The organism is Ancylomarina salipaludis (genome assembly GCF_004122035.1).
Taxonomy (GTDB): domain Bacteria; phylum Bacteroidota; class Bacteroidia; order Bacteroidales; family Marinifilaceae; genus Ancylomarina; species Ancylomarina salipaludis.
The window spans coordinates 205,625-227,453 of the sequence record NZ_SAXA01000005.1 but is presented as its reverse complement, the minus strand read 5'-3'; the positions used below and the strand labels follow the sequence as shown (position 1 = coordinate 227,453).

18 protein-coding genes are annotated in these 21,829 nt (G+C 36.5%); 4 read left to right on the top strand and 14 right to left on the bottom strand.

The features are described 5' to 3' along the window. Positions 1-4: 4 nt before the first annotated feature. From EO244_RS07610 to EO244_RS07590, 5 genes are all read right to left on the bottom strand, one after another. The gene (locus tag EO244_RS07610; RefSeq protein WP_129254061.1) at positions 5-2,017 is read right to left on the bottom strand and encodes a monovalent cation:proton antiporter family protein; all 2,013 of its coding nucleotides are present in this window, start codon (positions 2,015-2,017) and stop codon (positions 5-7) included. Positions 2,018-2,146: 129 nt separating this feature from the next. Then, positions 2,147-2,431, bottom strand: a complete 285-nt coding sequence (locus EO244_RS07605; protein ID WP_129254060.1) for a hypothetical protein — start codon at positions 2,429-2,431, stop codon at positions 2,147-2,149. A gap of 4 nt (positions 2,432-2,435) precedes the next feature. Next, on the bottom strand, positions 2,436-3,143 hold the full coding sequence (locus EO244_RS07600; RefSeq protein ID WP_129254059.1) for a hypothetical protein: 708 nt from the start codon (positions 3,141-3,143) through the stop codon (positions 2,436-2,438). Beyond that, complete coding sequence (locus tag EO244_RS07595; protein WP_129254058.1) at positions 3,143-3,571, bottom strand: nucleotide triphosphate diphosphatase NUDT15; 429 nt, start codon at positions 3,569-3,571, stop codon at positions 3,143-3,145. Before EO244_RS07595 ends, EO244_RS07600 begins: the two co-directional genes overlap by 1 nt. A gap of 315 nt (positions 3,572-3,886) precedes the next feature. Then, complete coding sequence (locus EO244_RS07590; RefSeq protein ID WP_129254057.1) at positions 3,887-4,483, bottom strand: Crp/Fnr family transcriptional regulator; 597 nt, start codon at positions 4,481-4,483, stop codon at positions 3,887-3,889. Between the two features lie 162 nt (positions 4,484-4,645). On the opposite strand from EO244_RS07590, the gene ric reads away from it, so the two are divergent. Together ric and EO244_RS07580 are read left to right on the top strand one after the other, a co-directional pair. Continuing rightward, positions 4,646-5,338, top strand: a complete 693-nt coding sequence (ric, locus tag EO244_RS07585; RefSeq protein WP_129254056.1) for an iron-sulfur cluster repair di-iron protein — start codon at positions 4,646-4,648, stop codon at positions 5,336-5,338. Between the two features lie 28 nt (positions 5,339-5,366). Next, the gene (locus EO244_RS07580; RefSeq protein ID WP_129254055.1) at positions 5,367-7,613 is read left to right on the top strand and encodes a nitric-oxide reductase large subunit; all 2,247 of its coding nucleotides are present in this window, start codon (positions 5,367-5,369) and stop codon (positions 7,611-7,613) included. Positions 7,614-7,700: 87 nt separating this feature from the next. Here EO244_RS07580 and EO244_RS07575 read toward each other — a convergent pair whose 3' ends face one another. Together EO244_RS07575 and EO244_RS07570 are read right to left on the bottom strand one after the other, a co-directional pair. After that, entirely contained in the window at positions 7,701-8,132 is a 432-nt protein-coding gene (locus EO244_RS07575) for a DUF4469 domain-containing protein (protein WP_129254054.1), read from the bottom strand. Positions 8,133-8,479: 347 nt separating this feature from the next. Then, positions 8,480-11,359 carry a fibronectin type III domain-containing protein gene (locus tag EO244_RS07570; protein WP_129254053.1) on the bottom strand — a complete coding sequence of 960 codons (2,880 nt, stop codon included), beginning with the start codon at positions 11,357-11,359 and terminating at the stop codon, positions 8,480-8,482. 428 nt (positions 11,360-11,787) lie between these two features. On the opposite strand from EO244_RS07570, the gene EO244_RS07565 reads away from it, so the two are divergent. Further along, positions 11,788-12,300, top strand: coding sequence for a hemerythrin domain-containing protein (locus tag EO244_RS07565; RefSeq protein ID WP_129254052.1), 513 nt, complete (start codon positions 11,788-11,790; stop codon positions 12,298-12,300). A gap of 63 nt (positions 12,301-12,363) precedes the next feature. On the opposite strand, the gene EO244_RS07560 is transcribed toward EO244_RS07565, so the two are convergent. The 3 genes from EO244_RS07560 to EO244_RS07550 all read right to left on the bottom strand — a co-directional run bounded on the left by EO244_RS07560 (position 12,364) and on the right by EO244_RS07550 (position 15,937). Beyond that, the gene (locus EO244_RS07560; protein WP_129254051.1) at positions 12,364-13,452 is read right to left on the bottom strand and encodes a CNNM domain-containing protein; all 1,089 of its coding nucleotides are present in this window, start codon (positions 13,450-13,452) and stop codon (positions 12,364-12,366) included. Positions 13,453-13,659: 207 nt separating this feature from the next. After that, positions 13,660-14,019, bottom strand: a complete 360-nt coding sequence (locus EO244_RS07555) for a DUF1971 domain-containing protein (RefSeq protein ID WP_129254050.1) — start codon at positions 14,017-14,019, stop codon at positions 13,660-13,662. Between the two features lie 121 nt (positions 14,020-14,140). Beyond that, the gene (locus tag EO244_RS07550) at positions 14,141-15,937 is read right to left on the bottom strand and encodes an ABC transporter ATP-binding protein (RefSeq protein ID WP_129254049.1); all 1,797 of its coding nucleotides are present in this window, start codon (positions 15,935-15,937) and stop codon (positions 14,141-14,143) included. 265 nt (positions 15,938-16,202) lie between these two features. Here EO244_RS07550 and EO244_RS07545 point away from each other — a divergent pair, with 265 nt between their 5' ends. Further along, the gene (locus EO244_RS07545) at positions 16,203-16,985 is read left to right on the top strand and encodes a Mut7-C RNAse domain-containing protein (protein ID WP_129254048.1); all 783 of its coding nucleotides are present in this window, start codon (positions 16,203-16,205) and stop codon (positions 16,983-16,985) included. A 126-nt stretch (positions 16,986-17,111) separates the two neighbouring features. Here EO244_RS07545 and EO244_RS07540 read toward each other — a convergent pair whose 3' ends face one another. The 4 genes from EO244_RS07540 to EO244_RS07525 form a co-directional block, all read right to left on the bottom strand. Next, entirely contained in the window at positions 17,112-17,867 is a 756-nt protein-coding gene (locus tag EO244_RS07540; RefSeq protein ID WP_129254047.1) for an energy transducer TonB, read from the bottom strand. A 72-nt stretch (positions 17,868-17,939) separates the two neighbouring features. Then, positions 17,940-18,536: a class I SAM-dependent methyltransferase gene (locus tag EO244_RS07535; RefSeq protein ID WP_129254046.1), complete on the bottom strand. Its 597-nt coding sequence runs from the start codon at positions 18,534-18,536 to the stop codon at positions 17,940-17,942. Between the two features lie 228 nt (positions 18,537-18,764). Then, positions 18,765-19,805: a PD-(D/E)XK nuclease domain-containing protein gene (locus EO244_RS07530; protein ID WP_129254045.1), complete on the bottom strand. Its 1,041-nt coding sequence runs from the start codon at positions 19,803-19,805 to the stop codon at positions 18,765-18,767. Then, positions 19,793-21,787 carry a Piwi domain-containing protein gene (locus EO244_RS07525; RefSeq protein ID WP_129254044.1) on the bottom strand — a complete coding sequence of 665 codons (1,995 nt, stop codon included), beginning with the start codon at positions 21,785-21,787 and terminating at the stop codon, positions 19,793-19,795. The genes EO244_RS07530 and EO244_RS07525 overlap by 13 nt, the downstream gene beginning before the upstream one ends. Between the last annotated feature and the right edge of the window lie 42 nt (positions 21,788-21,829).

Genomic DNA, 21,829 nt, shown 5'->3' with positions numbered 1-21,829 from the left:
CAATTTAAATATAATCACCTCCCTTGGGAGATTTAATCTTAGTTAAAAGTTTCATCTTAAGACCTCTCAACTGCCTGAAATCAGCCTCGGACTGCTGCCCAAATTTGAGCTTGACCTTCTCCAAACTCTCTTTTGACCCAACCAAAGTTAAAACATCTCCCTTTCTTAGTCGGGTATATCCTGTCGAAATAATTGGATTCTCATTGCGTTTGGTTGCCAGAATAATAACATCAGTCGGTAATTTAAGGTCGCGCAAACTCAAGCCATGAAGATCTGCATTTTGCATCTCAATGTCAACGGTATCCTGACTTTCATCCATTCCCAATATGATGGAAGTAGCAATAGGTGATCGAACCAAATGATCCATCAAACTAATCAACATGGACGCCGGTTCCACAATGAGTGCACCCAATTCCTGAAAACGTTTCATATATTTTCTATCGTGTAAACGCACGACCAAATGTCTCGTACCAAATTGTTCATAAGCCAATTCGCATATCTCTAAGCTCTCTTCATCTTGATAAAAAAGAACAAAACTATCAGCAGAATCAGCCCCTATTCGTTTCATCTCCTCCAATCCAAAATCCTTAATGTGAACGACCGGAATCCCCTGATATTCATGTGATGCTTTTTCCTTATCCCGGGTTGCCATCTTAACCCATATATCACTATTCATCAACTGTCTGGCAAGAGCGAGAGATTGCCCTTCTAAACCAAAAATAAAGACCTTTTTATCACGTTTCTCATGCATAACATCATGCTTACGATGAGATTCTCCAACCTTTAAAATCGCCCATTTAAAGAGAGGTGGACCAACGAAAAGGTTCAATACAATTACTGTTATTAAAATCGTACCAAATTCAACGCCCCATTCTGGGTATTTCTGACTCACTATCGAAACCAATCCTAGTGATATACCAGCCTGTGTGACATAGGGCATCCAAGACGATCTTCTTGTATGTGAAGGATCATTGGCTAGAATTCCTCCCAAAAAAGTTCCAATCCCAATTACAATTAATCTTAAAAAAAAGAAAAATAATGCAATCACAAAGGTCTGTGCAAACGTATCCAATGAAAGAGAAGCTCCTGTTAGGGTGAAGAACATAATGTAAATCATTGGGGTTACTTTTTCAACTATCTTAGAAAACTCCCTTCTAAATTCACTATAATTCACTATATAAAAACCACCCAAAATACAGATTAATAAAGGTTCAATATAAATATCAAAACTTAAATACTTTTGACTAAAAAAATGTACTTGATGTGCCAATACAAAGACTAAGTAGCCCAAAACAATTAATAAAATTGATTTAACTGTAGTTGACATTCTGAAACTTAGTAAAAGATTAATTCCTTTCCCTAATATATAACCCAAAAAGAAGGATAAACTCAACTCTCCAATCAAAATAAACACGAGTTTCGCATCAAACTCAACATTATTAATCAGCACATTACCAATAGATGAACAAATGGTAAATAAAATAATGACTAGAAATTCTTTAACAACGACAACGCCAATAACCGTTTTAGTAAAAGGCCCCTTAGCTCTCATCTCGTTTATAATAGCGATTGCAGAAACAGGAGAACGTGCAACAAAAATAGTTCCGATTAAAAGAGAAATTACCAATTTAACATGAGTCGCTAAATCAGACATAAAAGGAATGTAATCGCTAACAAAATATATCGCGCTAGAACTCAAAATAAATGTGAAAAACAATTGCCCAAAAGTTATCCACCTGATGCTTTTCATTCGCCCCTTCAATTCGGCCAAATATAGCTCAGCACCTGCAGCAAAAGCAATAAACGATAGAGAAATATCATTTATAAAATTGAGCCGGGATAAAGATTCGCTGGGAATGAGTTTCAACACAAAAGGTCCGACAATAATTCCAATAACTAAGAGACCTGTAATAATTGGTAACTTAACTTTCAAAAAATATAACGACAGCCGACTGGCCGCTACTGTCACAATTAAAAAGCCAGCTAAAAAGAGAATGATGTCGAGATAAATATCCATAGGCTGTTTAAGCTATTGGTGAATCTGACATATAAGATAATTATTTTTTTCATTCTTTAGGCCGAACAAAATACTTTTACAAGGTAAAATATCAATATACACGATTGAAATTCTTTATATCGAAAAGAATTACAAAAGTTTAGCAAAACTCGGAACCTTCATGGCTAATTTGATACCAATTTCACCTAAAGCTTTAATCCGTTCAATCAATTGAGCTTGTGACAGATTCTGCTTCGATGCTTTTTCAACTAATGCGATCAATGCCATATAAGTTTTTTCAGCTGTTGTATCCGGACAAACTGCCGTAATTTCTTCCTTAGACATTCCTTTAAGCTCAGCTAATTCATTTTGGTAGGTGGCATCAAAAGCGGCATCAGCTTCACTAAATAAATCATCATATTTGTTTGAAGTCATAATCTTATTTTTTAGATGTTAAGCTCTTTATTTTATTTGTAAGTTCCTGCAATTTCTGATATGCATCATCCGATTTTACATCAATCTCTTTCCCCCTTTTAAGCACCTCTTCAACCTGTTCGGAAAAGTTTGCCAATGAATTGCCAACTAAAGTATCTGCACCTGCAAGTCCAACAATCGAAAGTGCCTGCCCCTGTTCCTCTTTTAGTTTTCGAAGCGATTGCAGGTAAATTGTAACACTTGTATTTGCATTGTTCACCTGTAAATACGATTTATTGATAGCCTTCAATAGCTCTGTTTCCTGTATTAATATAGGATTAAGCAATTCAGCCCTCTTCTTCTCAATTTGTTTGCGAGCTGAATTTTGAAAATTTGCCATTTCATTTACGGCATTCTCTGACTCCTGCTTGCCCTCCTTCTGACCTGCCAGTTCTAAAGTTCCATATAAGGATGGCTCACCCTTTTTGAAAGATTGTAATTCCTTATTCAAAACATAGTGAATCACAAAAGGTGCATATACATCATCCACAAAAGTGTTGATATCGGTTTTTATTTTGTTGAAGTATAATTCGGCAAGATTCCGATGGGATTGTTGCAAAACCTGCAAATCATTTCCAATTGTTTGCGATAAAAGAACAGTTTCTTTGGGTACAGAGGCACATCCTGCTAACAGGATAATAAATACAATACTGACAATATTTTTCACTCTCATTAGTCTTTAATTTTAGATGAGATTATTGGGTTGTAATTGTTTTCTTTTAGGTTCTGAATAGTCACAAAAATAGTCTGGGGAAGCTTGTTCCATTCAAACCATTCCCAGCGTTCACATTTATCAGGTTCCATCAGCTTTATATCTCCTGAATCATAATCTGCCAACATAACAATTGTGACATAATGTTTCTGCTCTGCATCAAACAGATCATTGGTCAGTGTTCCAAAACAAATATTCTTAATTCGAATCCCTGTTTCTTCAAATACCTCACGAGCGGCACATTCTTCCCAGGATTCCTGATATTCCAAATGACCTCCGGGGAAGGCCCAGGTACCTTCGCCATGGGCATTTTTCCTCTTACCAAGAAGTATTTTCCCATCTTTTATCACTGCCACACCAATACCCACCCTTGGACGATTCTCTTTCATATATTATGATTCAATTTTATGAGCATTATCAAATTTACATAAAAATATAATAAACAAAAATTATTTTTTTAAGTAAAGTATATATGAAAATTATACAGAAAACCTCTAAATAGTTGAAACCAGTCCTGCCTATAAAAAACAAAGCGGATATACTAAAAACGAAATTTGAAAAAACGGGGTGTATTGATTTAAAACTTGAAGATTTTTCTGGATAGACGGGATATCCAACCAATAGCCTAAAAATATTTATCTGCTTGGAATAACTGAAAAGGAAAACATTTTTTTATTGAAGATCACAATAAATTTCAATCTTTTTTAACGATAAACCTTACGCTTACGAATTTCCACTTCACCTTTTATTTCCAGGGTTTTAATGGTTCGTATGACTGTTTCAACCCTCAAGCCTGTCAAATCACCAATCTGCTGACGAGTTAGTTTCACCTCATACGAGAATGCTTGTTTATACGGGGCAAATTGCTCTTTAAGATAGTCGAGCAAACGTAAAATACGATGTTCAGGTTCATTACTCGATATCTCCGAAACCATAATCGCTTTATAGTGCAAACGCTCAGCAAGTATGGTTGTTACTTCCAAATGCACATCAGGGTTTTCCTTAAGCAATTGAAAAAAATCGTCACGCTTCAAACGAATAATTTCAACTTTACTTATGGCTTCAGCATTAGCCGGACATTTAAAATTACCAAAAAGCGGAGGCTCTCCAAAACTCTTACCTGCTGAAAATAATCCTTGAATGTACTCCTTCCCATCCTCATTGAAATTATTCATTTTCACCTGGCCAGTCACTACCTGATAAAAATATTCAGCTCTTTCTCCCTCATTAAGAATGCGTTCACCACTCTCATAAGTTTTCACTTCTCCTCCATACTCCAATAAAAGTTCGTGATTTATCATGATTTCAAGGCTATTATGATTTGGATCATATTAAGATAGTGAATATTAATTCTAGTTTTGCTGCCACAGATGAATAAAAGACTCTGAAGTCTTCTACTCTGATAATGCAAATATCATAGAAATTTTAGAAAAATAATAATTGAATATCAATATCGAAGTAAAATGGAAAATTTAAACAAAGTATTAGTAGGAAATATCGTTGCTCAGCATCCCCATACTGCTAAAATTTTTAAAACCTATAAAATGGACTTTTGCTGTGGGGGCGATATTACTCTTGAAGATATCTGTACAAAAAAACAAGTTGACTTAAGCGAACTTGAAGGTAAATTACAGGATGTGATTAAACAGGCCATTCCATTAAAGGAAGATTATAACACATGGCCACTTGATACATTAGTGGATCATATCGAAAATCATTATCATAGAAAAGCCGAAGCGGACATTAACGATTTAATGCCCCACCTCGATAAGGTCGTTCGTGTTCATGGCGAAAAACATCCTCATCTTCCTGCTATACGCAGCTTATTTCTTGAGCTCGTTTCAGATCTGAGTGATCACATGATAAAGGAAGAGAAAATTTTATTTCCAATGATTCGTGAAAGCAAAGGGTTGGTCAGCCCTGAAATGGCAGAGAAACTGGATATTGAAATTTCTGCACTGCATTCAGAGCACGAAACTGTAGGCGATATCTTAAAGCAGATATCCAACCTGACAGACAACTTCACACCTCCCGAAGGCGCATGCAGGACTTACCGTTTGGTTTATCAATTATTGGAATTGTTCCAGGATGCCCTTCACATTCATGTGCATCTGGAGAACAATATCGTTTTTAAAAAAATCATAAATCAGAAGTAATAATCACAAAAGTATAAAGATCTAAGTTATGAATGCAAGAAAACTGTGGATAGGCTTAATTGCTGTCATTTTACTCTCCTTTTCAGTTGTAGGCTACTATGGGTACGAAATTTATAGAACGGCACCTCCTATCCCCGAAAAAATAATGACTGACTCAGGAGAAATTATTTTTACTAAAGCCGATATTCTGGATGGTCAGAACATCTGGCAGTCTATAGGCGGACAAGAAGTGGGTAGTATCTGGGGACACGGTGCCTATTTAGCTCCAGACTGGACAGCCGATTGGTTGCATAAAGAAGCCATATATATACTGAATCGATGGTCACAAACCGAAAAAAGCAAGTCTTTCGAAAGTTTAAATGAAGAAGAACAAGCCGCTTTAAAAGCTCGACTAAAAAAAGAACTTCGCTCCAATACATACAATGAAACAAGTAAAGTTACCATCATCAGCAATAACAGATGGGAAGCTATAAAGAATAACAGCAAACATTACACAGCCCTGTTTACTAATGATCCAGCCATGGATGAATTGCGTGAGGCTTATGCTGTTCGTAAGAACTCCTTATACGATCTAGAAAAAGCTCGTAAGATGAATGCTTTTTTCTTTTGGGCATCATGGGCCTGTGTAACCAATCGTCCTGATAACGATATTTCTTACACCAACAACTGGCCAAACGAACCTTTGGTTGACAATGAACCTACTGGTTCCTTAATGCTTTGGAGCGGATTCTCAATTATTATGCTTCTGATTGGTATCGCCTTACTGGGTTTCTACCATGCAAATCAGAACAAACATGAAGAACTCAAAGATACCTTACCTCAAAAGGACCCATTGACAGGAATTAATGCAACCCCATCGATGAAAGCAACTCTGAAATATTTCTGGGTGGTTAGTGGTTTAATTGTTTTGCAGGTTCTGTTTGGAGCCGTTACAGCCCATTTTGGTGTCGAAGGAGATGGTTTCTTTGGCCTTTCAATGGACAATCTGTTGCCCTATAGCGTATCTCGTACTTGGCATGTCCAATTGGGTATTTTTTGGATTGCAACCTCGTGGTTAGCAACAGGTTTATATATGGGACCTGCCATATCAGGTTTTGAACCTAAATTTCAACGACTTGGTGTAAATGTCCTATTCGGAGCTTTATTGGTTGTTGTGCTTGGGTCAATGGCTGGTCAATGGCTTGGTGTGATGCAAAAACTTGGTTTATTAGAAAACTTCTGGTTTGGTCACATGGGCTACGAATATGTCGATTTAGGTCGCTTTTGGCAGATTCTTCTGTTTGCCGGTTTGTTTATCTGGTTCTTCCTAATGTCGCGCTCTATCCTTCCTATCCTGCGTAAACCATCAGAAAACCGTAAAATTCTTTCCGTATTCTATCTTTCATGTTTTGCAATAGCCTTATTGTATGGAGCCGCGTTGATGTGGGGACAACATACCAATTTAGCATTAGCTGAGTACTGGCGCTGGTGGGTTGTTCATTTATGGGTTGAAGGTTTCTTCGAGGTGTTTGCAACCTCTGTAATAGCCATCTTATTTGTTCGTATGGGCATGTTGCGCCTGTCAACAGCCACAACCAATGTTTTATTCTCGGCAGTCATCTTCCTTTCAGGAGGAATTATCGGGACATTCCACCACCTTTATTTCTCAGGAACACCTACAGCTGTATTGGCATTGGGGTCTTCATTTAGTGCACTCGAAATTGTCCCTTTAGTCTTTATGGGATTCGAAATATATGAAAATGTGAAATTAAGTAAAGCGACTGATTGGATGCTGAAATACAAATGGGCAATCTACAGCTTTATAGCTGTTGCGTTTTGGAATTTAGTTGGAGCAGGCATCCTGGGTTTCCTTATCAATCCACCTATAGCGCTTTACTACATGCAAGGGCTAAACACCACCCCTCTTCACGGACATACAGCTCTGTTTGGTGTATATGGCATGTTGGGTATTGGTCTTATGCTTTTTGTCTTAAGAGGTCTGTCTGGCGAAACTGTTTGGGAAGATAAATGGTTAAAAATTGCCTTTTGGTCATTCAATATTGGCTTGGTCTTAATGATGGCTCTTAGCGTTTTACCTATAGGGATAGCACAAACATTTGCAAGCATCAAGCACGGTATGTGGTTTGCCCGGTCAGCAGAATTTAATCAACAGGAATACCTAGACGTTTTCAGATGGCTAAGGGTTTTTGGTGATGTCATATTCGGTGTGGGAGCTCTCGCTTTAGTCTATTTTATTATCGGAATAAAAAGCGGCTGGTCAATAAAGAAAAATTAGGAGTTGTTTTTATTAGAGATTAAAAAAGAGGTTTGTCCTTACAGATAAACCTCTTTTTAAATGAACATGAGTAGACATCCAAAAAAATCAACCAATCTTTAGCACTTCATTTAACTTAGCCCGAAGTAAGGCTTTATTCCCACTATGTAATGTTCGTAATTCCAACTTGTACCAACCTGGATTTAAATCTAGAGGAATTTGGAAAATCAGTCTGTTAGGCCTATTCGTTAAATATAATGAAACCCGGTATTCAGAACCATCTTCTTTGAGAAGAAATATTCCCTGATACTTATCAGTACTATCAAACTTTAAAAACTTACCCCGGAGTTCAACAATAGAACCAGAACCTAAAGCTGAAAAAAGAGAATTTGTACCATAGTTTTTGAAACTACTGATTTTAATCTTTAGATCATCAGTTATTCTATTATTTTCTTTACAATCACTCTTTAGGTGATGTAATTTATCCAAATAATTATCTGCTATTTCCTGCAAATAATCAGAATTCAAACAATATTCCATATCCTATTATTTGAAATTAAAAAAACTCTCTAAACAAACGTGTTTATAAAATTTAAATGAGAGAAAATGATCGATCCATTCGTTTAATCACTACAATATTAAATCAATAACCTACTAAACAATCACCTCGGTGAAAGGAATTAAAAACTTTTAAATTAAACGCAAGAATATGTAAGTTATAACATAAATATTTACAAAACAATTAAAAGCCGAATTATTCGCTTAATTATCAAGCAATTAAATAAACAGAATTAAACTAGCCTTGATTTTTTTTATGTTTTAGCTAAAAATAAATCCCGATCTAATTAAAGACCGGGATCGCTTATTATACTCAAAACCAACCCGTTTTATTCTTGTATCACAATCCGGATTGATTCCGATTGTGCTAAAGCTTCGTTGTCAATCCATTTAATCAAAACAGTAAAACTAAGACTCACTTCCGGATTTTCCTTTAGGAAAGGACTGTAATCCAAAACTAACGAGTGGTCATTCCCGATTTCAACAATTTTAGAAGGAGAAATATACTGACCTCGCTCCAACTTAACACCATCAACAGTCCAAATGATACGTATTTCCTTCATCGAAGAAACTTTTCCCATTTTTGTCCAACGCGGACCAACCCGTTTCACATTTGTTTCGATAGCTGCCATAATATTAAAAGTCTCCTTAGCATCAACAGCTGTTCTAAACTGTATGGTATTACTTCGTCCTACTTTGCCTAGAGGATCCTTGGCTTCGATATAAAAGCTATAGTCTGTATCCGACTCCAGGTGTGTCAATAAAATTGAAGCATCACTCTGATTCACCCCACTTTCAATTTGTCCAGCACCTCTTGTATTTCCACCATAGTTAATATTCGTTTCGAGAGCAGTGCCATTCACATAGTAGGTATAAACCAAATTAGAATCATCTGTATCAGTGGCAAAATTATTCTCCAACTCCAGGAAGCTAAAACCTGTTTGTTTTATTGTCAGATCACTAGTCCAAACCGGAGCCTGATTGGCTGGTGTTGTAAAATCTGCTTTTTTTTCCAAAGCAATGCTTCCATCAGCATATTTTATAATCAGCTGAAAATCGTAATGGGTTTGTTCCTTCAAATTCGTTACAATTTTAGATGTCACATTTTTTCCCAAAACTTCTTTTACACCATTCAAATAGGCTTCGAAGCTCATATCACTGAAATCATCAAATCGATCTCTATTCTTCTCATGAAAATCATTTAAATCGACCTCTAGCTGACTGTATGACTTTGGATTGATTACCATATCGAAATCAAGAGCTTCAGGATAAGCCAAAGTTTTTACTTCGATTTCTTTCTGATAGGTTTTGCCGCCACGTTTACCAAGAACTTTTACCATATAACTGGTATTCGATTGCAGTTTGCTAAACGTATAAGTTAGAAAATACCCCGCCTTTATCGACTTGCCATCCAGAAAAAGTTCGTAACTGTCGTAAGACGGACTTTCCGTAAGCTTCCAGTTTAATTCAAAGGATCTAATCCCAACATTTGCAACACTAAGTTGTACTTCTGGAACTGCCTCCGCTTTTGTTGTAAAACCAATCGTCTGTTCGTGGGTCGTATTGTTTTGAGATTTAGCTACAATTTTGGCTGTGTAATTGGTCTCGGCTTTCAAATTCTTAAAAACAAAAGCATTCCCGCTTGCGTTGTAGGTATAAGCCATGCCATCCAAATAAGCCTCGTAGGTAATTTCACCTCCGGATGGCAATTCTGAATTGGTCCAGCTCACTTTTGCCTGCGACGCTGTAATATCCTGAACATTTAATTCAAATTCACCAGGCACTTCATATGCCTTGGTCGTAAATGATACCGTTTGCGTGCGTGAGACTAATACACTCTCGCATTTGGCTTTAATCTTATAGGTATACTCCTGGTCAGCCCGAAGCCCACTGGCCTGATATTGTCTTCCCTCCAATCCTCTTTGGGCAATCGATCCGCTTCCATAATAGACATCATAGGTCACCTTACTGCCATCACTGGCCACACATTCCGTCCATGTTAAAAGAGCCGAAGTTTGTTCTATATCCTGAGAACTGACTGTAAAATCGGATAAGCTTACCGGCTCAAGTGTCGAGAATTCAGTGGTCTTTTCCAATGTTTTATTGTAAGCATTTTGGGCCACTATCTTCAACTGATAAACTTTCCCGGCTTCCAATCGATCTAACAAAATCTGATTATCGCTAAAAGCTTCGCCCCTAAAAGAACCATTGACAAATACCTTATAACCGATTACCTCAGCTTTATCACCCGTTGTTTCCCAACGAATAAGAGCCGATTCCCGACTAATATTTTCAACAAAAATCTTAAAATCAGCAGGACCTCCAGCTTCCAAAGTTGTAAATTCAACTTGTTTACTCTTGGTTTTACCATGCTCATTGGTAGCCTCAACAGTTGCAATATATCGCGTATTATAAGTCAAAGATTTGAATTCATACTCCAAAACCTCAAGATCTTTAGCTTGTTCAACCGTATTCAAGAGAACTCGGTAAGTCAACTTTTCAGATTCTGATGACCCCCAAACGATTTTTGCACCATCACGGGTTACACTTTCAACTGAAAGGGTAAAATCACTGGGATCTGCATAATCATTTGTTGTAAGATCAAGTTTAGTCTCCACTGTTTTATCAAACTCATTTTTTCCAATCAGCTTAATATGATACAACTTATTGCCTTCCAATTCAGAAAAAGTATAAGTCAACGCAGATAAATTTTCGGCTTTTAATACATCATCCAAATAGATCGCATAAGACAAAGTCTGGATTGGATCAGAGTTCTCCCATGACACTTTTATTTGATCAGTGGACAATTCATCCATTTTCAGAGTTATTGCTCCCGGGCTGGGTGTATCCTTTGTCGTTATCGCATACGAAACAACAACTTGAGTTTCATAAGTACTTTTCGCAATCACCTCCAAATTGTATGTGGTCACAGCTTCCAAGGCTTCAAATCGATAGCTTAAACTTTCCAAATCCTTTCCCTTCAACTCATCATTCAGGTAAACATCGTATACAATCTTCGATTTATCAGAAATAAGCGAAGCCGTCCATTGAACTTCTGCAAAATCGTAACTCACCTCTTTTACCGAAATATTAAAGCTGGATGGCTTCAGTTTAATCTCCGGCTCAGGACTTGTGCCATCCTTGCTACAACTCAAAACTAAACCCAAGGCCATTACCAGTAGCCATACAAACACTAATTTCACTCGCATAATTCTTCTATTTTATTTGCTATATCTTACAGGACAAATTAAACTGCACTCACACGTACAACTTCTCCAATTTTCTGCGATGAATGCTGAATAATGAATAGCCTATTTAGCAATTCACACAATTATATTTTGAAAAAGGATGCAAAGAAAACTCATTTGATCTGACTTAACAAAAGAACAACCCCTTTGTTATAAATGTTTTGCATTTTTTAACATGCCCTCAATAATAGAATCAAGATTTGATTCTCAAAACCACATAATCGCTATTAACATGACGTTCTACACCCCACAAATATTTTATCCTTCAATTGACTTTAAGACTTATTGACATGAATTATTGAATAATAATTTTAGCTTTGCTAAGCAAACTGTAATAAAAGACACACAACTCTCCTACTCTAAATATTAAGAATCAAAATCGAACAAAAATGGAATTTTCATACCAAGCACCTGAGAAAAAAGTAGAGACAATAGAAACGTATAAAAGTTGGGATTTGGATAAATTGATGGCTTATATCGAAAAGCAATACCATCAGAAGATAAAAACTGATATCAACGAGCTAATACCTCCTATTGACAAGGTGGTTCGGGTTCATGGAGAATCTCACCCTCACTTACCAGCGGTTCGCAACCTTTTTTTACAATTGGTTGCTGAGCTTAATGAGCACATCAAAAAAGAAGAAACGATATTTAATTTGATTGATGATATTAAGGTCGATGACAATATTCTAAATTTTGAGCTTTCATCATTAGCTGGAAATCATCTTGCTTTTGAAAGCGTTTTTGAAAATATATCGGAATTAACCAATCAATTTACAGCACCTGAAGGGGCTTGCAGAACTTACAAGCTGGTTTACGATCTGTTAAGAACTTTCAATGAAAAACTGAACCATTACAGGGAGCTTGAGCATGACGTTCTTTTCGAAAAAATCAAAAAGTAAAATGCCCCCTATAAAACAGCAAAGCTCTCTGTACATCCAGAGAGCTTTGCCATTGCCACTATTTTAAACATCGCCAGAAGGATTCCTGTCTTCCCCTTTTCTTTTCAGGTTCTCGAGAATATTATACTTCGCTTGCCTCTCAGCCCACCTATCTCTGGCGTATTTCTGCATATCAATTATGGTATCCATTTCGTCAATAATTTCAAGACCTAATAAGGTTTCAATTATATCTTCCAACGTTACAATGCCATCCATACCACCATATTCATCAACGATCAGGGCAATATGTTCCTTTTTCTCCAGAAGTTTCTCCCACAAAGTCAATAGAACGATTGAATTGGGAAAAACAGCGATATCCCGTTTAATATCTTTGAGTTTTAACTCAAATTGATCCTCTGCAAGCTTTTCAAAAACGGTTTGTCTAAAGACGTAACCCGTTACATTTTCATCATTATCCAAATAGACGGGTATACGCGAAAACCTCAAATAATTCTTATTTTCCAAAAAATCCTTAAGAAATAAGTTTTCATCAGCAAGAGCAACAACAACTCTTGGGGTCATTATTTCTGTTATTTTCACATTTTTGAGCTTCAATAAATTTTGAATAATTTTATCTTCTTTTATTGAAAAAATACCTTCTTCTGTACCTATACTTGCCAGTACCGCTATTTCCTCTCTACTTGTTGTCTGCTCTTGCTTATCACTCGAAATAAGCTTTGTTAAACCAGCTGACATTAGAACTAAAGGATAGGTAATAAAAATCATTCCACTGATAAGAAGGGAAGACATCATTGCTAAATTTCTCCAATATCTGGCACCAATTGTTTTGGGTATAATTTCGGTAATAACCAAAATTAAAATTGTTAAAACAGCAGAAACAATTCCAAATGAAGCTGCGCCAAAAACTTTAACGGCCTGTACACCAACACCAGCTGCTCCAATGGTATGAGCCACTGTATTTAGCGATAAGATAGCAGATAAAGGTTTGTTAATGTTGCTTTTTAATTCAACAAATGTCTTGGCCCAGCCATGGCCTTCTTCCCTCCTAACAATTAAAAAAGATTGCGGTGTGGAAAGTAGAACAGCCTCGGCTATAGAGCAAAGAAAGGAAACAACAAGGGCAAGAAACAGGTAGAACAGAAGTAAGATCATGTGTTTTCTTTTAAATTTACAATATTATAGATTATTTGAAATGATTTTGTGCATTTTATTAAACACAAGTTTGAATAAGAATTACAAAAAATAGAACAAACAAAAAGCCGACTCGTAAAAGTCGGCTTTTGTATTTATTGACAGATGAACTGTTTCGGGAAAAGGATCTTTCAATCGGCTTATTCCTGAAAAGACTAATTCATTGTTTTATTTCTTAAGGAACTGCTCTCCCGGTCTTTTATTTTCCTCAGGATGCTTCACATCAATCACACCACCTATGAGTGTGTAAAATTCGACTCTGAAAGTAACAGTACCTGTTATGACAACATGATGATAGCGTTCGGGATGTATAACAATTGGATGCCCCGGATCTGCATCGAGCGCCGGTCCATCTTCATCTTCCCACACATATTGACAATGTCCTTCCTCAACGACTAACAGGCCTATCTTCCCTTTGGGTGCCAAATGCGATTTCAAGATGGCTTCTTTAACCGTTACTTCTGTCATAGATGGTGTACTGCCAACCTTAACAGCTGATTTTGGGAGTACTTCGTTTTGATAATTCATCTTTAAAATTTTATTTGATCTTGATTAATAACACGTGTCAAATCTAAACTAAATGTCTTAGTGGCAAATATGATCCTAATCACAAAGGACAGATTTTTTTCCTCATCTCATTTTTAGATGCTTAGGTTGCATATTGCAGTTGAATCAACTTGCTGTATTTACCATCCGGAATCATCATCAGCGCATCGTGAGTGCCCTGCTCTACAATGTTACCCTGTTCCATAACGATAATTTCATCCGCCGTTCTAACAGTTGACAGGCGGTGTGCAATCACAATAGAGGTTCTCCCTTTCATCAGTTCCTCCAGTGCTTCCTGCACCAGTTGCTCCGATTCAGAATCGAGTGACGATGTGGCCTCATCCAGAATCAGAATTTTAGGATCTTTTAAAATGGCACGTGCGATTGCAATTCGCTGGCGTTGCCCTCCCGAAAGCTGAGTTCCGCGCTCCCCCACAATGGTGTCGAACCCCTCGGGGAAACGATCGATAAATTCCATAGCATTGGCCTTTTTTGCAGCCTGATAGATGTCCTCCTCACTGGCGCCCGGTTTGCCATAAGCAATATTCTCACTGATACTCCCTCCAAACAGAAAAATGTCCTGAGGCACCAGAGAAATCTGACTTCTTAAAGCGGATAGCGGGTAATCGTAACTATCGAGCTGATCGAAGAATAAACTGTTTTTGGGTGGGCGATGCAACATCAACAACAGTGAGGCCATCGTACTTTTTCCGGCACCACTATGCCCAACCAGGGCAATCATTTTATTGCTTTTGATTTCCAAATTAATATGATTCAGAACGCCCTGTTCCTTTCGCGAAGGGTAAGCAAAATTCAAATCCCTCAAACTAATGTTTCCCTGCATTCTGTATCTGGGTTCAATCTCACGGATATCCTGTATGTCTTCGGGTTGTTCATCATATATTTTAAACAAATCTTCGGTAGCACCAATAAATTTTTGAATGTTGGCATACACAGTCGCCAATCCGCTGATGGTTCCCCCCACAAAAACAGAGTAAATCACAAAAGAGAACAGATCCCCAGCCTGCATCTCACCTGCTTGCAGCAAACGAGAGCCCTGCCACACCATGGCAGCAATGGCACCAAACAAACCCAGAATAATAAAAGAGGTGAAGGCACCGCGGTACTTACCTCGGGTCATGCCCAGATCGGCAATTTCGCGGGTTTTCTTTTTGTAACGGGCAATTTCGACATATTCGTTGGTAAAGGCTTTTACCGATTGAATACCCTGCAAGGTTTCCTCGATAATGGTGTTTGAATCGGCCAGTTTGGTTTGAACATCCTTAGAGAATTTCCGAATAAACTTGCCAAAGAATCGTGCTGCAATCATGGTGGGTGGCAGTGTGATCAGCATAAAAGCCGTTAATTTTATCGATATAATACCCAGAAGAATAATCCCGCCTGTAATCACAATAATCTGACGAATAAAATCGGCCAGAGTTGTTGTCATGGTGTCCTGCAGTAGAATCACATCGGCTGATATCCGACTGTTGAGCTCGCCCACCCGCCTGCGTTCGAAAAACTGCAAGGGCAATTTGATTAAATGACGGTAAGTGGCTTGTCGCAGGGCGGCTAAAGATTTCTCGGTCACATTTACAAACAGAACGATCCGAAAATAGGCAAAAGTGGCCTGAAGGATTAAAACCAGCGCAATCAGGATAGCCGTTTGATTCAAACTTTGTCCCAGAGTTGTGCTGTTGCCAGTATTAACCAAATCGCCCAGAAGCTTGGGAAAAGCCAGACTGGCCAAACTCGATCCCAAGAGGAAGAAAATACCTAAAAAGTATTGCCCCCGGTAGGGTTTGATGTACTTGTATAACCTTAAGGCTGATTTGATGCCTGATTTATTTAGTTTCCCTTTGGGAACTGAAGATGTGTCTGCGGAATGTGCTCTTGCCATATCTCAATTTCGTTATTTGGTATCGTTCTTAATAATAACCAAAATTATTGAGAAAGCATTTATCCGAAGTCCATTTTTAGTTGAATTCACCAGATAAATTCAACGGATCACAAGCGTGGTGCAAAATAGCGGCAGATCAGCATTCCTTCATCTGCCATTTGGGATCAATTAAGTCAAAACGAATAGTCGTATCTTTATATAAAGCCACGGCTTGCCTGTCAGCCCGAAGAAGCCAGAGCTTTTATGCGTCAGAAGGATAAAAGAAATGAAACAACAAAGGCCGGAAAAGAAAGAAAACGATAAAAGCATAAAAAAGGAAATGACATTCCGTTTTTATGCTGAGCTAAACGATTTTCTGCCTCCCCACCGGAAACAAAAAGCCTTTGTTCAGGCTTTTAAAACGCCTGTTTCCGTGCGCGAGACCATCGAGTCGCTTGGCATTCCTTTGTCTGAGGTCGACCTGATACGCGTTAATGATCGGTCGGTTGGTTTCGATTACAAAGTGAAAGAAGGGGATTACATCTCTGTTTTTCCGGTATTTGAGAGCATGGATATTTCAGCCATTACAAAGCTGCGAAAATCCGCTTTGCGCACCACCCGCTTTGTTGTGGATGCCCATTTGGGTAAACTGGCCAAGTACCTGAGAATGCTTGGATTCGACACTCTTTACCGGGCAGATATGCAGGACAATGAAATTATTGCTCTTGCCAAAGCGGATAAACGCATTATCCTCACACGGGATAAACCTATGTTGAGATCGAAAGAAATCAGTCATGGCTATTTTGTAAGATCAATAGAAAAACATGAACAACTGAAAGAAATCGTCAACAAGTTCGACCTGAAAAGCCAGTTTAAATCCTTTACCCGCTGCATGACCTGCAATACCAGGCTTGAGAACATCAAACGGGAAGATATACAAAACAAGGTAGACCAAGAAATCCTCTCCCATTTTGAGCTCTTTTATTATTGCCCGCTTTGCGATAAAGTGTATTGGGAAGGCTCCCATTTTAAACGAATGGAAGCCTATATCAGAAAATTAATTGAATAAAGTAAGGAACGGGATGTAATCACTAACCTGCACAGGTAAAACTAAAACTGATTTGTTTTATTACCTCCCACACGATAAATTGACTTCGTCGAACTTTGTTTCGTGCGGTAGCGGGGGATTTCTGGTCTAAACATTCGAGGGTACTATAGAATATGAAAGTACAGTATGCCATAAATAAGGACGATCCTCTTCTTTATTCATAGGTATTCTTCCAGAACTATGAGAAATACTTTGTACATCTAAAGAGAGAATTATTTTTGATGAAAAAGCTTTATCATCTTTTGTTGCTGGAATCCAATCTCCTGCCAATTTACTAATCACATCAAGTATCTTCTTATCAAATTCCTTATTTAAAGAAAACTCAATTTTCTGATCTCTAATTTTGCCATTCTCATCAACAACAAATGAGGCGACACTTCTGCCAGTTACTCCATTTTTAACAATTTCCAGAGGTAATTTGATGTTTCTTACAATATACGTAAGAGCTTCGTTTTCGTATCCAAGATAAATTTGCGGATGATCAACTTTATCAAGCACAAATTTATTACCGTGTAATATATAAGTCGAATCAGATTTTAGCTCACTACCATAAAAAGAAGCTATGGTTTTAGTCTCGTAATTAAACTCAATGTATTTTTCTCCATTCATTTTATTATAAGTCCACAAACCGATCTTTCTGTCATTCAAATAATTTCCAATAACCAGGGTATCCTTTGAAATTGTGGATATTTTATAATAAAACCCGTTTTTTGCTTTGCTCTTCTTGTCTATTTGATAAATTTCTTGAGTAAATTGATTTTTTTTCTTTTTAGTTTTTAAATTCTGACTATAAGCTTGATGAGTAAACAGAATGCTTACAACTACCAACAGGAAATACTTCATTTTATATGCTTTATTAATTTATACTAACACACGATAAAATTGTGCGGTAGCGGTGTTTAGCTATTATTTTTCTTATAGTAATGCAAATGTATATTCCATAGGAATAACAAATTGTTTACATTTTTTGAACTTTTTTATTCTTTCTATCGAATTTTCGCCTTGAATCTTCACCTTTTCATACAATTCTTCATAATCCTCATAATACTGTTCTGCTTTATGAGTCATCAATTTTTGTGTCGGATTTTTTAAAACATGTGCCCAAGTGTTTTCAGCTTTTTCTTTTTCATCTGCAATATAAGCCCAGTCAGAATTAAGCCCATGATCGGCGATTACAATATCTTTTGCGATTTTTTGAGCATGTTCCAACATTTTTTGAGGTTCATTCATTTCGTGTAAACAAAATTCAAAAAGGACAAGGTCTCCTTTTACTTTTGTATTTCCAAAATCTGAATGAATTAAGGTAAACTTTTCAGACAAGCCATTCATCGACAGATTTTCTTCAAGTTTGTTTAGTGCATTCTTGTCATTGTCGATTGCGATGACATGCCTCGCGACCTGTGCGTATGCAATAAATTGACCTCCACCTGCTCCAACTGAAACAACGGTTTTATTCTGAAAGTCATAAAAGTTTAATAAATTCTGGATGATCTGTTGTATGTCTTTTACCATAGTCTATTGAGATTATTCCTTAAGTTTCTTGCCAACGGCCTTGCAATGTTTCACGAGCAATTTCGAAAAGCTTTCTTATCAAACGACTCAGAAGCGAGCGTATAACTGAAACTGATTATTTTTATTACCACCCACACGATAAATTGACTTCGTCGAACTTCGTTTCGTGCGGTAACGGAGGAATTTGCATTCGCAAAACACGAGCTACAAGCTCGCGCTAACGGGTGGCTAATTTGCTACAATCACTTCTACATCAAAACTATGTTCTCCTTTTGTTCTTTGTCCGTTTAAATCGTTAAAATTTGAAACATCTTTTGTCTTTTTGTAAGGGTCATACACAAAACAAAAAAGTTTGTCTAACCATTTACATTCGTGATAAGATTCAAAATCGACTTTAAGTTGTTCAATAAAATGTGTTTCATTCGTATCTTTTGCTTTAATCATTTTTACCTCAACCAATATTTTTTCTTCTCTAATAATTAAATCTATTTTGGTTGATTTTGCTCCAACTTTCGCTATCGGATCTTCATCTCTAAGGTTTGGAAAGATTGATTTTAGAATTACATATAAAATATCTTGCACATCGTATTCATCTTCAATTTTAAATTCAGGGTGGTTTTTTCTTCTGCCCTTAATTATTTTTTGAACAGCATTGCTAAAATTGCTCAAAACATCTCTAATAACCTCCTCTGCCGATTTGTTTACAAACTTTGTTTTCAGTAAAACACTTTCAACATCCTCTAACAAGATTTGTAACTGAACATCAATATCTGCACCATTTGTAACTTTTTGTAGTGCTGAGTCCAACTCTATTTCGTTTACAGAATTTACGTCAAAAACAGTTTTGATAAGTATCGCTAAATCGTCGTTATTTAACGCTAAAACTTCTTTTTCAAGTTGTATTTTTAGTGTCGGCTCAATTTTAGAAAGAAAGTATTTTTGCTTAAAATCACTTTGCTTATACTTTTCTATAAAGCGCTGGTTTAGTTCACTTTTAGCAGAAAGGTAAAGTCCTGCAAATTTGTAGATATTTGAAGTAGCGCTAATTCCTTTAATTGGGGTTTTAGAAACTATTGAAGTTATTATCGAAACTTCAACACTTTCTTTTTTGTAACCAAATAAGGCAACTTCTTCATCAGGGCTTAATTCAAAGTTGTGGTTTGACAATTCTTCAAAAGAATGAATATAGTGATAAGCAGCTAATTCAATATTCTTGTATTGAAAAAGCTTTTCTCTATTCTGCTTCAATATTTCTCTTAAATAAACCATAGTTTTTCGCTTACTGCTTTTAATCGTTCATAATCCCAACCTTCAACTTTTTTAAGTTCTTCAGTCATTTTAGCCATTAACGAAGGATACATAATTGTAACCGTTCTTTTTGAAGGCATATAACTTCTATGCGATAAATGAGAAAACCAATAAACTTGTTTAGCGATGTAAAACAAACTTGTAAACGTCGAACGTTTGTCTATATCAATTTTCAAAGGCAAATCGCTTTTGCCTACAAAATGAAGCAATGCCGAATGTTTGCTTAGTTGAATGTATGTTCCTTGATTGATGTCGTTTTTTCCGTCATTGAAGTACAAACGGAAATTATGCCCATAGGCTAAATGAACCAAAGCAAATTCAAAGTTATAGTTTGTCAACCTCGCTTTTAAACCATTTATGGCTTTAATTTCATATTCTTCACTTGCCGATTTGAATAAATGAAAAATTAAACGGAAAGTCCCAGTTTTGCTCATCTCTTCAACCAGTGGTTTCAAAGTTTTGTAAAGGTGGTTTTCTAAATTTTCAGCGTAATTTTCAAATGAAGAGAGGGGTGAACAATCGCCTGTCATATATCTGCCGTCATTATGAAAAACCTGTGCAATTCCTAAAACAAATTGTCCGTTTTCCGAAAGCGTTGAACCAATTCCAATGACTAATTCATCTTTCAGTTTGTCTTCTTTTTCAATCGTCCAAGCCGTACCACCCAATTTGGCATAGGAGTTAAGAGCAATGTTTGTCATTGTATAGGCATTTAAATTCTGCCTTATGGTTTCAATCTGTATATCTTGTGTCGGGATTCCATTTCCAATAAACTTTGCTTTGCAGACGTAGTAAGGTGAAATTTTTGGATTTAGTTTTTCTTGTGCTTCATTTACAATTACATAAATTAAATCGCATTTAAGTAAAACATCATCATATAGCACCTCTTTATAACTATCTAAATCCTTGCTGTTAATCGTTTTAAAATGAAAGTTTAAAGAGTTAAAATGGAAAACTTCTTTTAGTTTCGCTTCGGTTTTCTTAATAAAAACTTCGGTTTCTCCCTGATATTCTGATGGACAAATAAAACCAATATTGATTTGTTTGTTTTGATATAGTTCCAATGAATAAGGCTGATAAGTTTTAACCATTTGATCGTAATACCTCAAACCTTGTGTGTTCTTACGATTGCTATAAAAGTATCGCTGTGGCTTGCCAATTATTTCAGATTTTATCAATTCGTCTTCAAAAGGCAAATATTTTTTTGAAATAAAACTTATACACAACCCAAATGGGAGCTTGATTTCAGTTTTGTTCTTATCAAGCCATTTATAGAAGCTATCAATTACAGAAAAACACTTTGATTTCTTGTTTTCTTCATTAAGAATTTCGTCGTATCTCGTTGTTAGTCCTTTAGTTTCTAAGAAACGTTTTATTGATTGTCTATTGGCAAATATCCTTTCTTCATCGCCTTTTAGTCCTTTAATGTCAATTCCGTATTTCTCAAATTCGGCTTTGCTCCATGTAAATGAATTTTTAAGTGAAGTTGATAGCGAAAAACCCAACAACAGTTTTTCTTCTTTGAAAAAAAAATAAGGTGAAAAATGAACGATTCTGTTTACAGTCAATCCTTCAATGCTTGCATTTAAAACATCTCTCGAAGAAATTATTTCCCATGCGTTGGAATATTTGTTCTTGAAAATTCTATATCCTTTAGGTTCTACGAAATCAATAATAGACCTTTCCAATACTTTGGAAAGTACCTTTGCTTTTTCGGCAAAATCAATATTTATTGAAGTTGTATTTTCAGGAAGTTCGGATTCACTTGCTTTTTTCCAAAGCAATATTTTATCATTATCACGATAAAATGAAAGATTTGGATAACTATTTTTTAAGCTAATGAAGGCTTCTTTTGAAGCATAGGAGTTATACTCAACAAAATCAATTGAAGCTGTTTTTGTAGGAATATCTACCTGATAGAAATTTAAAAATAGTCCACTCATTCAATTCTTATTTGGTATTATTAATCGTCTTTCCACTTGCTG

Excerpts from the sequence above, each read along its gene's own strand:
- EO244_RS07555 (WP_129254050.1), bottom strand. The coding sequence starts at position 14,019 with ATGAATTATCAAAACGAAGTACTCCCAAAATCAGCTGTTAAGGTTGGC.
- EO244_RS07605 (WP_129254060.1), bottom strand. The coding sequence starts at position 2,431 with ATGACTTCAAACAAATATGATGATTTATTTAGTGAAGCTGATGCCGCT.
- EO244_RS07570 (WP_129254053.1), bottom strand. The coding sequence starts at position 11,359 with ATGCGAGTGAAATTAGTGTTTGTATGGCTACTGGTAATGGCCTTGGGT.
- EO244_RS07565 (WP_129254052.1), top strand. The coding sequence starts at position 11,788 with ATGGAATTTTCATACCAAGCACCTGAGAAAAAAGTAGAGACAATAGAA.
- EO244_RS07550 (WP_129254049.1), bottom strand. The coding sequence starts at position 15,937 with ATGGCAAGAGCACATTCCGCAGACACATCTTCAGTTCCCAAAGGGAAA.
- EO244_RS07535 (WP_129254046.1), bottom strand. The coding sequence starts at position 18,536 with ATGGTAAAAGACATACAACAGATCATCCAGAATTTATTAAACTTTTAT.
- EO244_RS07560 (WP_129254051.1), bottom strand. The coding sequence starts at position 13,452 with ATGATCTTACTTCTGTTCTACCTGTTTCTTGCCCTTGTTGTTTCCTTT.
- EO244_RS07610 (WP_129254061.1), bottom strand. The coding sequence starts at position 2,017 with ATGGATATTTATCTCGACATCATTCTCTTTTTAGCTGGCTTTTTAATT.
- ric (WP_129254056.1), top strand. The coding sequence starts at position 4,646 with ATGGAAAATTTAAACAAAGTATTAGTAGGAAATATCGTTGCTCAGCAT.
- EO244_RS07575 (WP_129254054.1), bottom strand. The coding sequence starts at position 8,132 with ATGGAATATTGTTTGAATTCTGATTATTTGCAGGAAATAGCAGATAAT.
- EO244_RS07530 (WP_129254045.1), bottom strand. The coding sequence starts at position 19,805 with ATGGTTTATTTAAGAGAAATATTGAAGCAGAATAGAGAAAAGCTTTTT.
- EO244_RS07580 (WP_129254055.1), top strand. The coding sequence starts at position 5,367 with ATGAATGCAAGAAAACTGTGGATAGGCTTAATTGCTGTCATTTTACTC.
- EO244_RS07590 (WP_129254057.1), bottom strand. The coding sequence starts at position 4,483 with ATGATAAATCACGAACTTTTATTGGAGTATGGAGGAGAAGTGAAAACT.
- EO244_RS07595 (WP_129254058.1), bottom strand. The coding sequence starts at position 3,571 with ATGAAAGAGAATCGTCCAAGGGTGGGTATTGGTGTGGCAGTGATAAAA.
- EO244_RS07525 (WP_129254044.1), bottom strand. The coding sequence starts at position 21,787 with ATGAGTGGACTATTTTTAAATTTCTATCAGGTAGATATTCCTACAAAA.
- EO244_RS07600 (WP_129254059.1), bottom strand. The coding sequence starts at position 3,143 with ATGAGAGTGAAAAATATTGTCAGTATTGTATTTATTATCCTGTTAGCA.
- EO244_RS07545 (WP_129254048.1), top strand. The coding sequence starts at position 16,203 with ATGAAACAACAAAGGCCGGAAAAGAAAGAAAACGATAAAAGCATAAAA.
- EO244_RS07540 (WP_129254047.1), bottom strand. The coding sequence starts at position 17,867 with ATGAAGTATTTCCTGTTGGTAGTTGTAAGCATTCTGTTTACTCATCAA.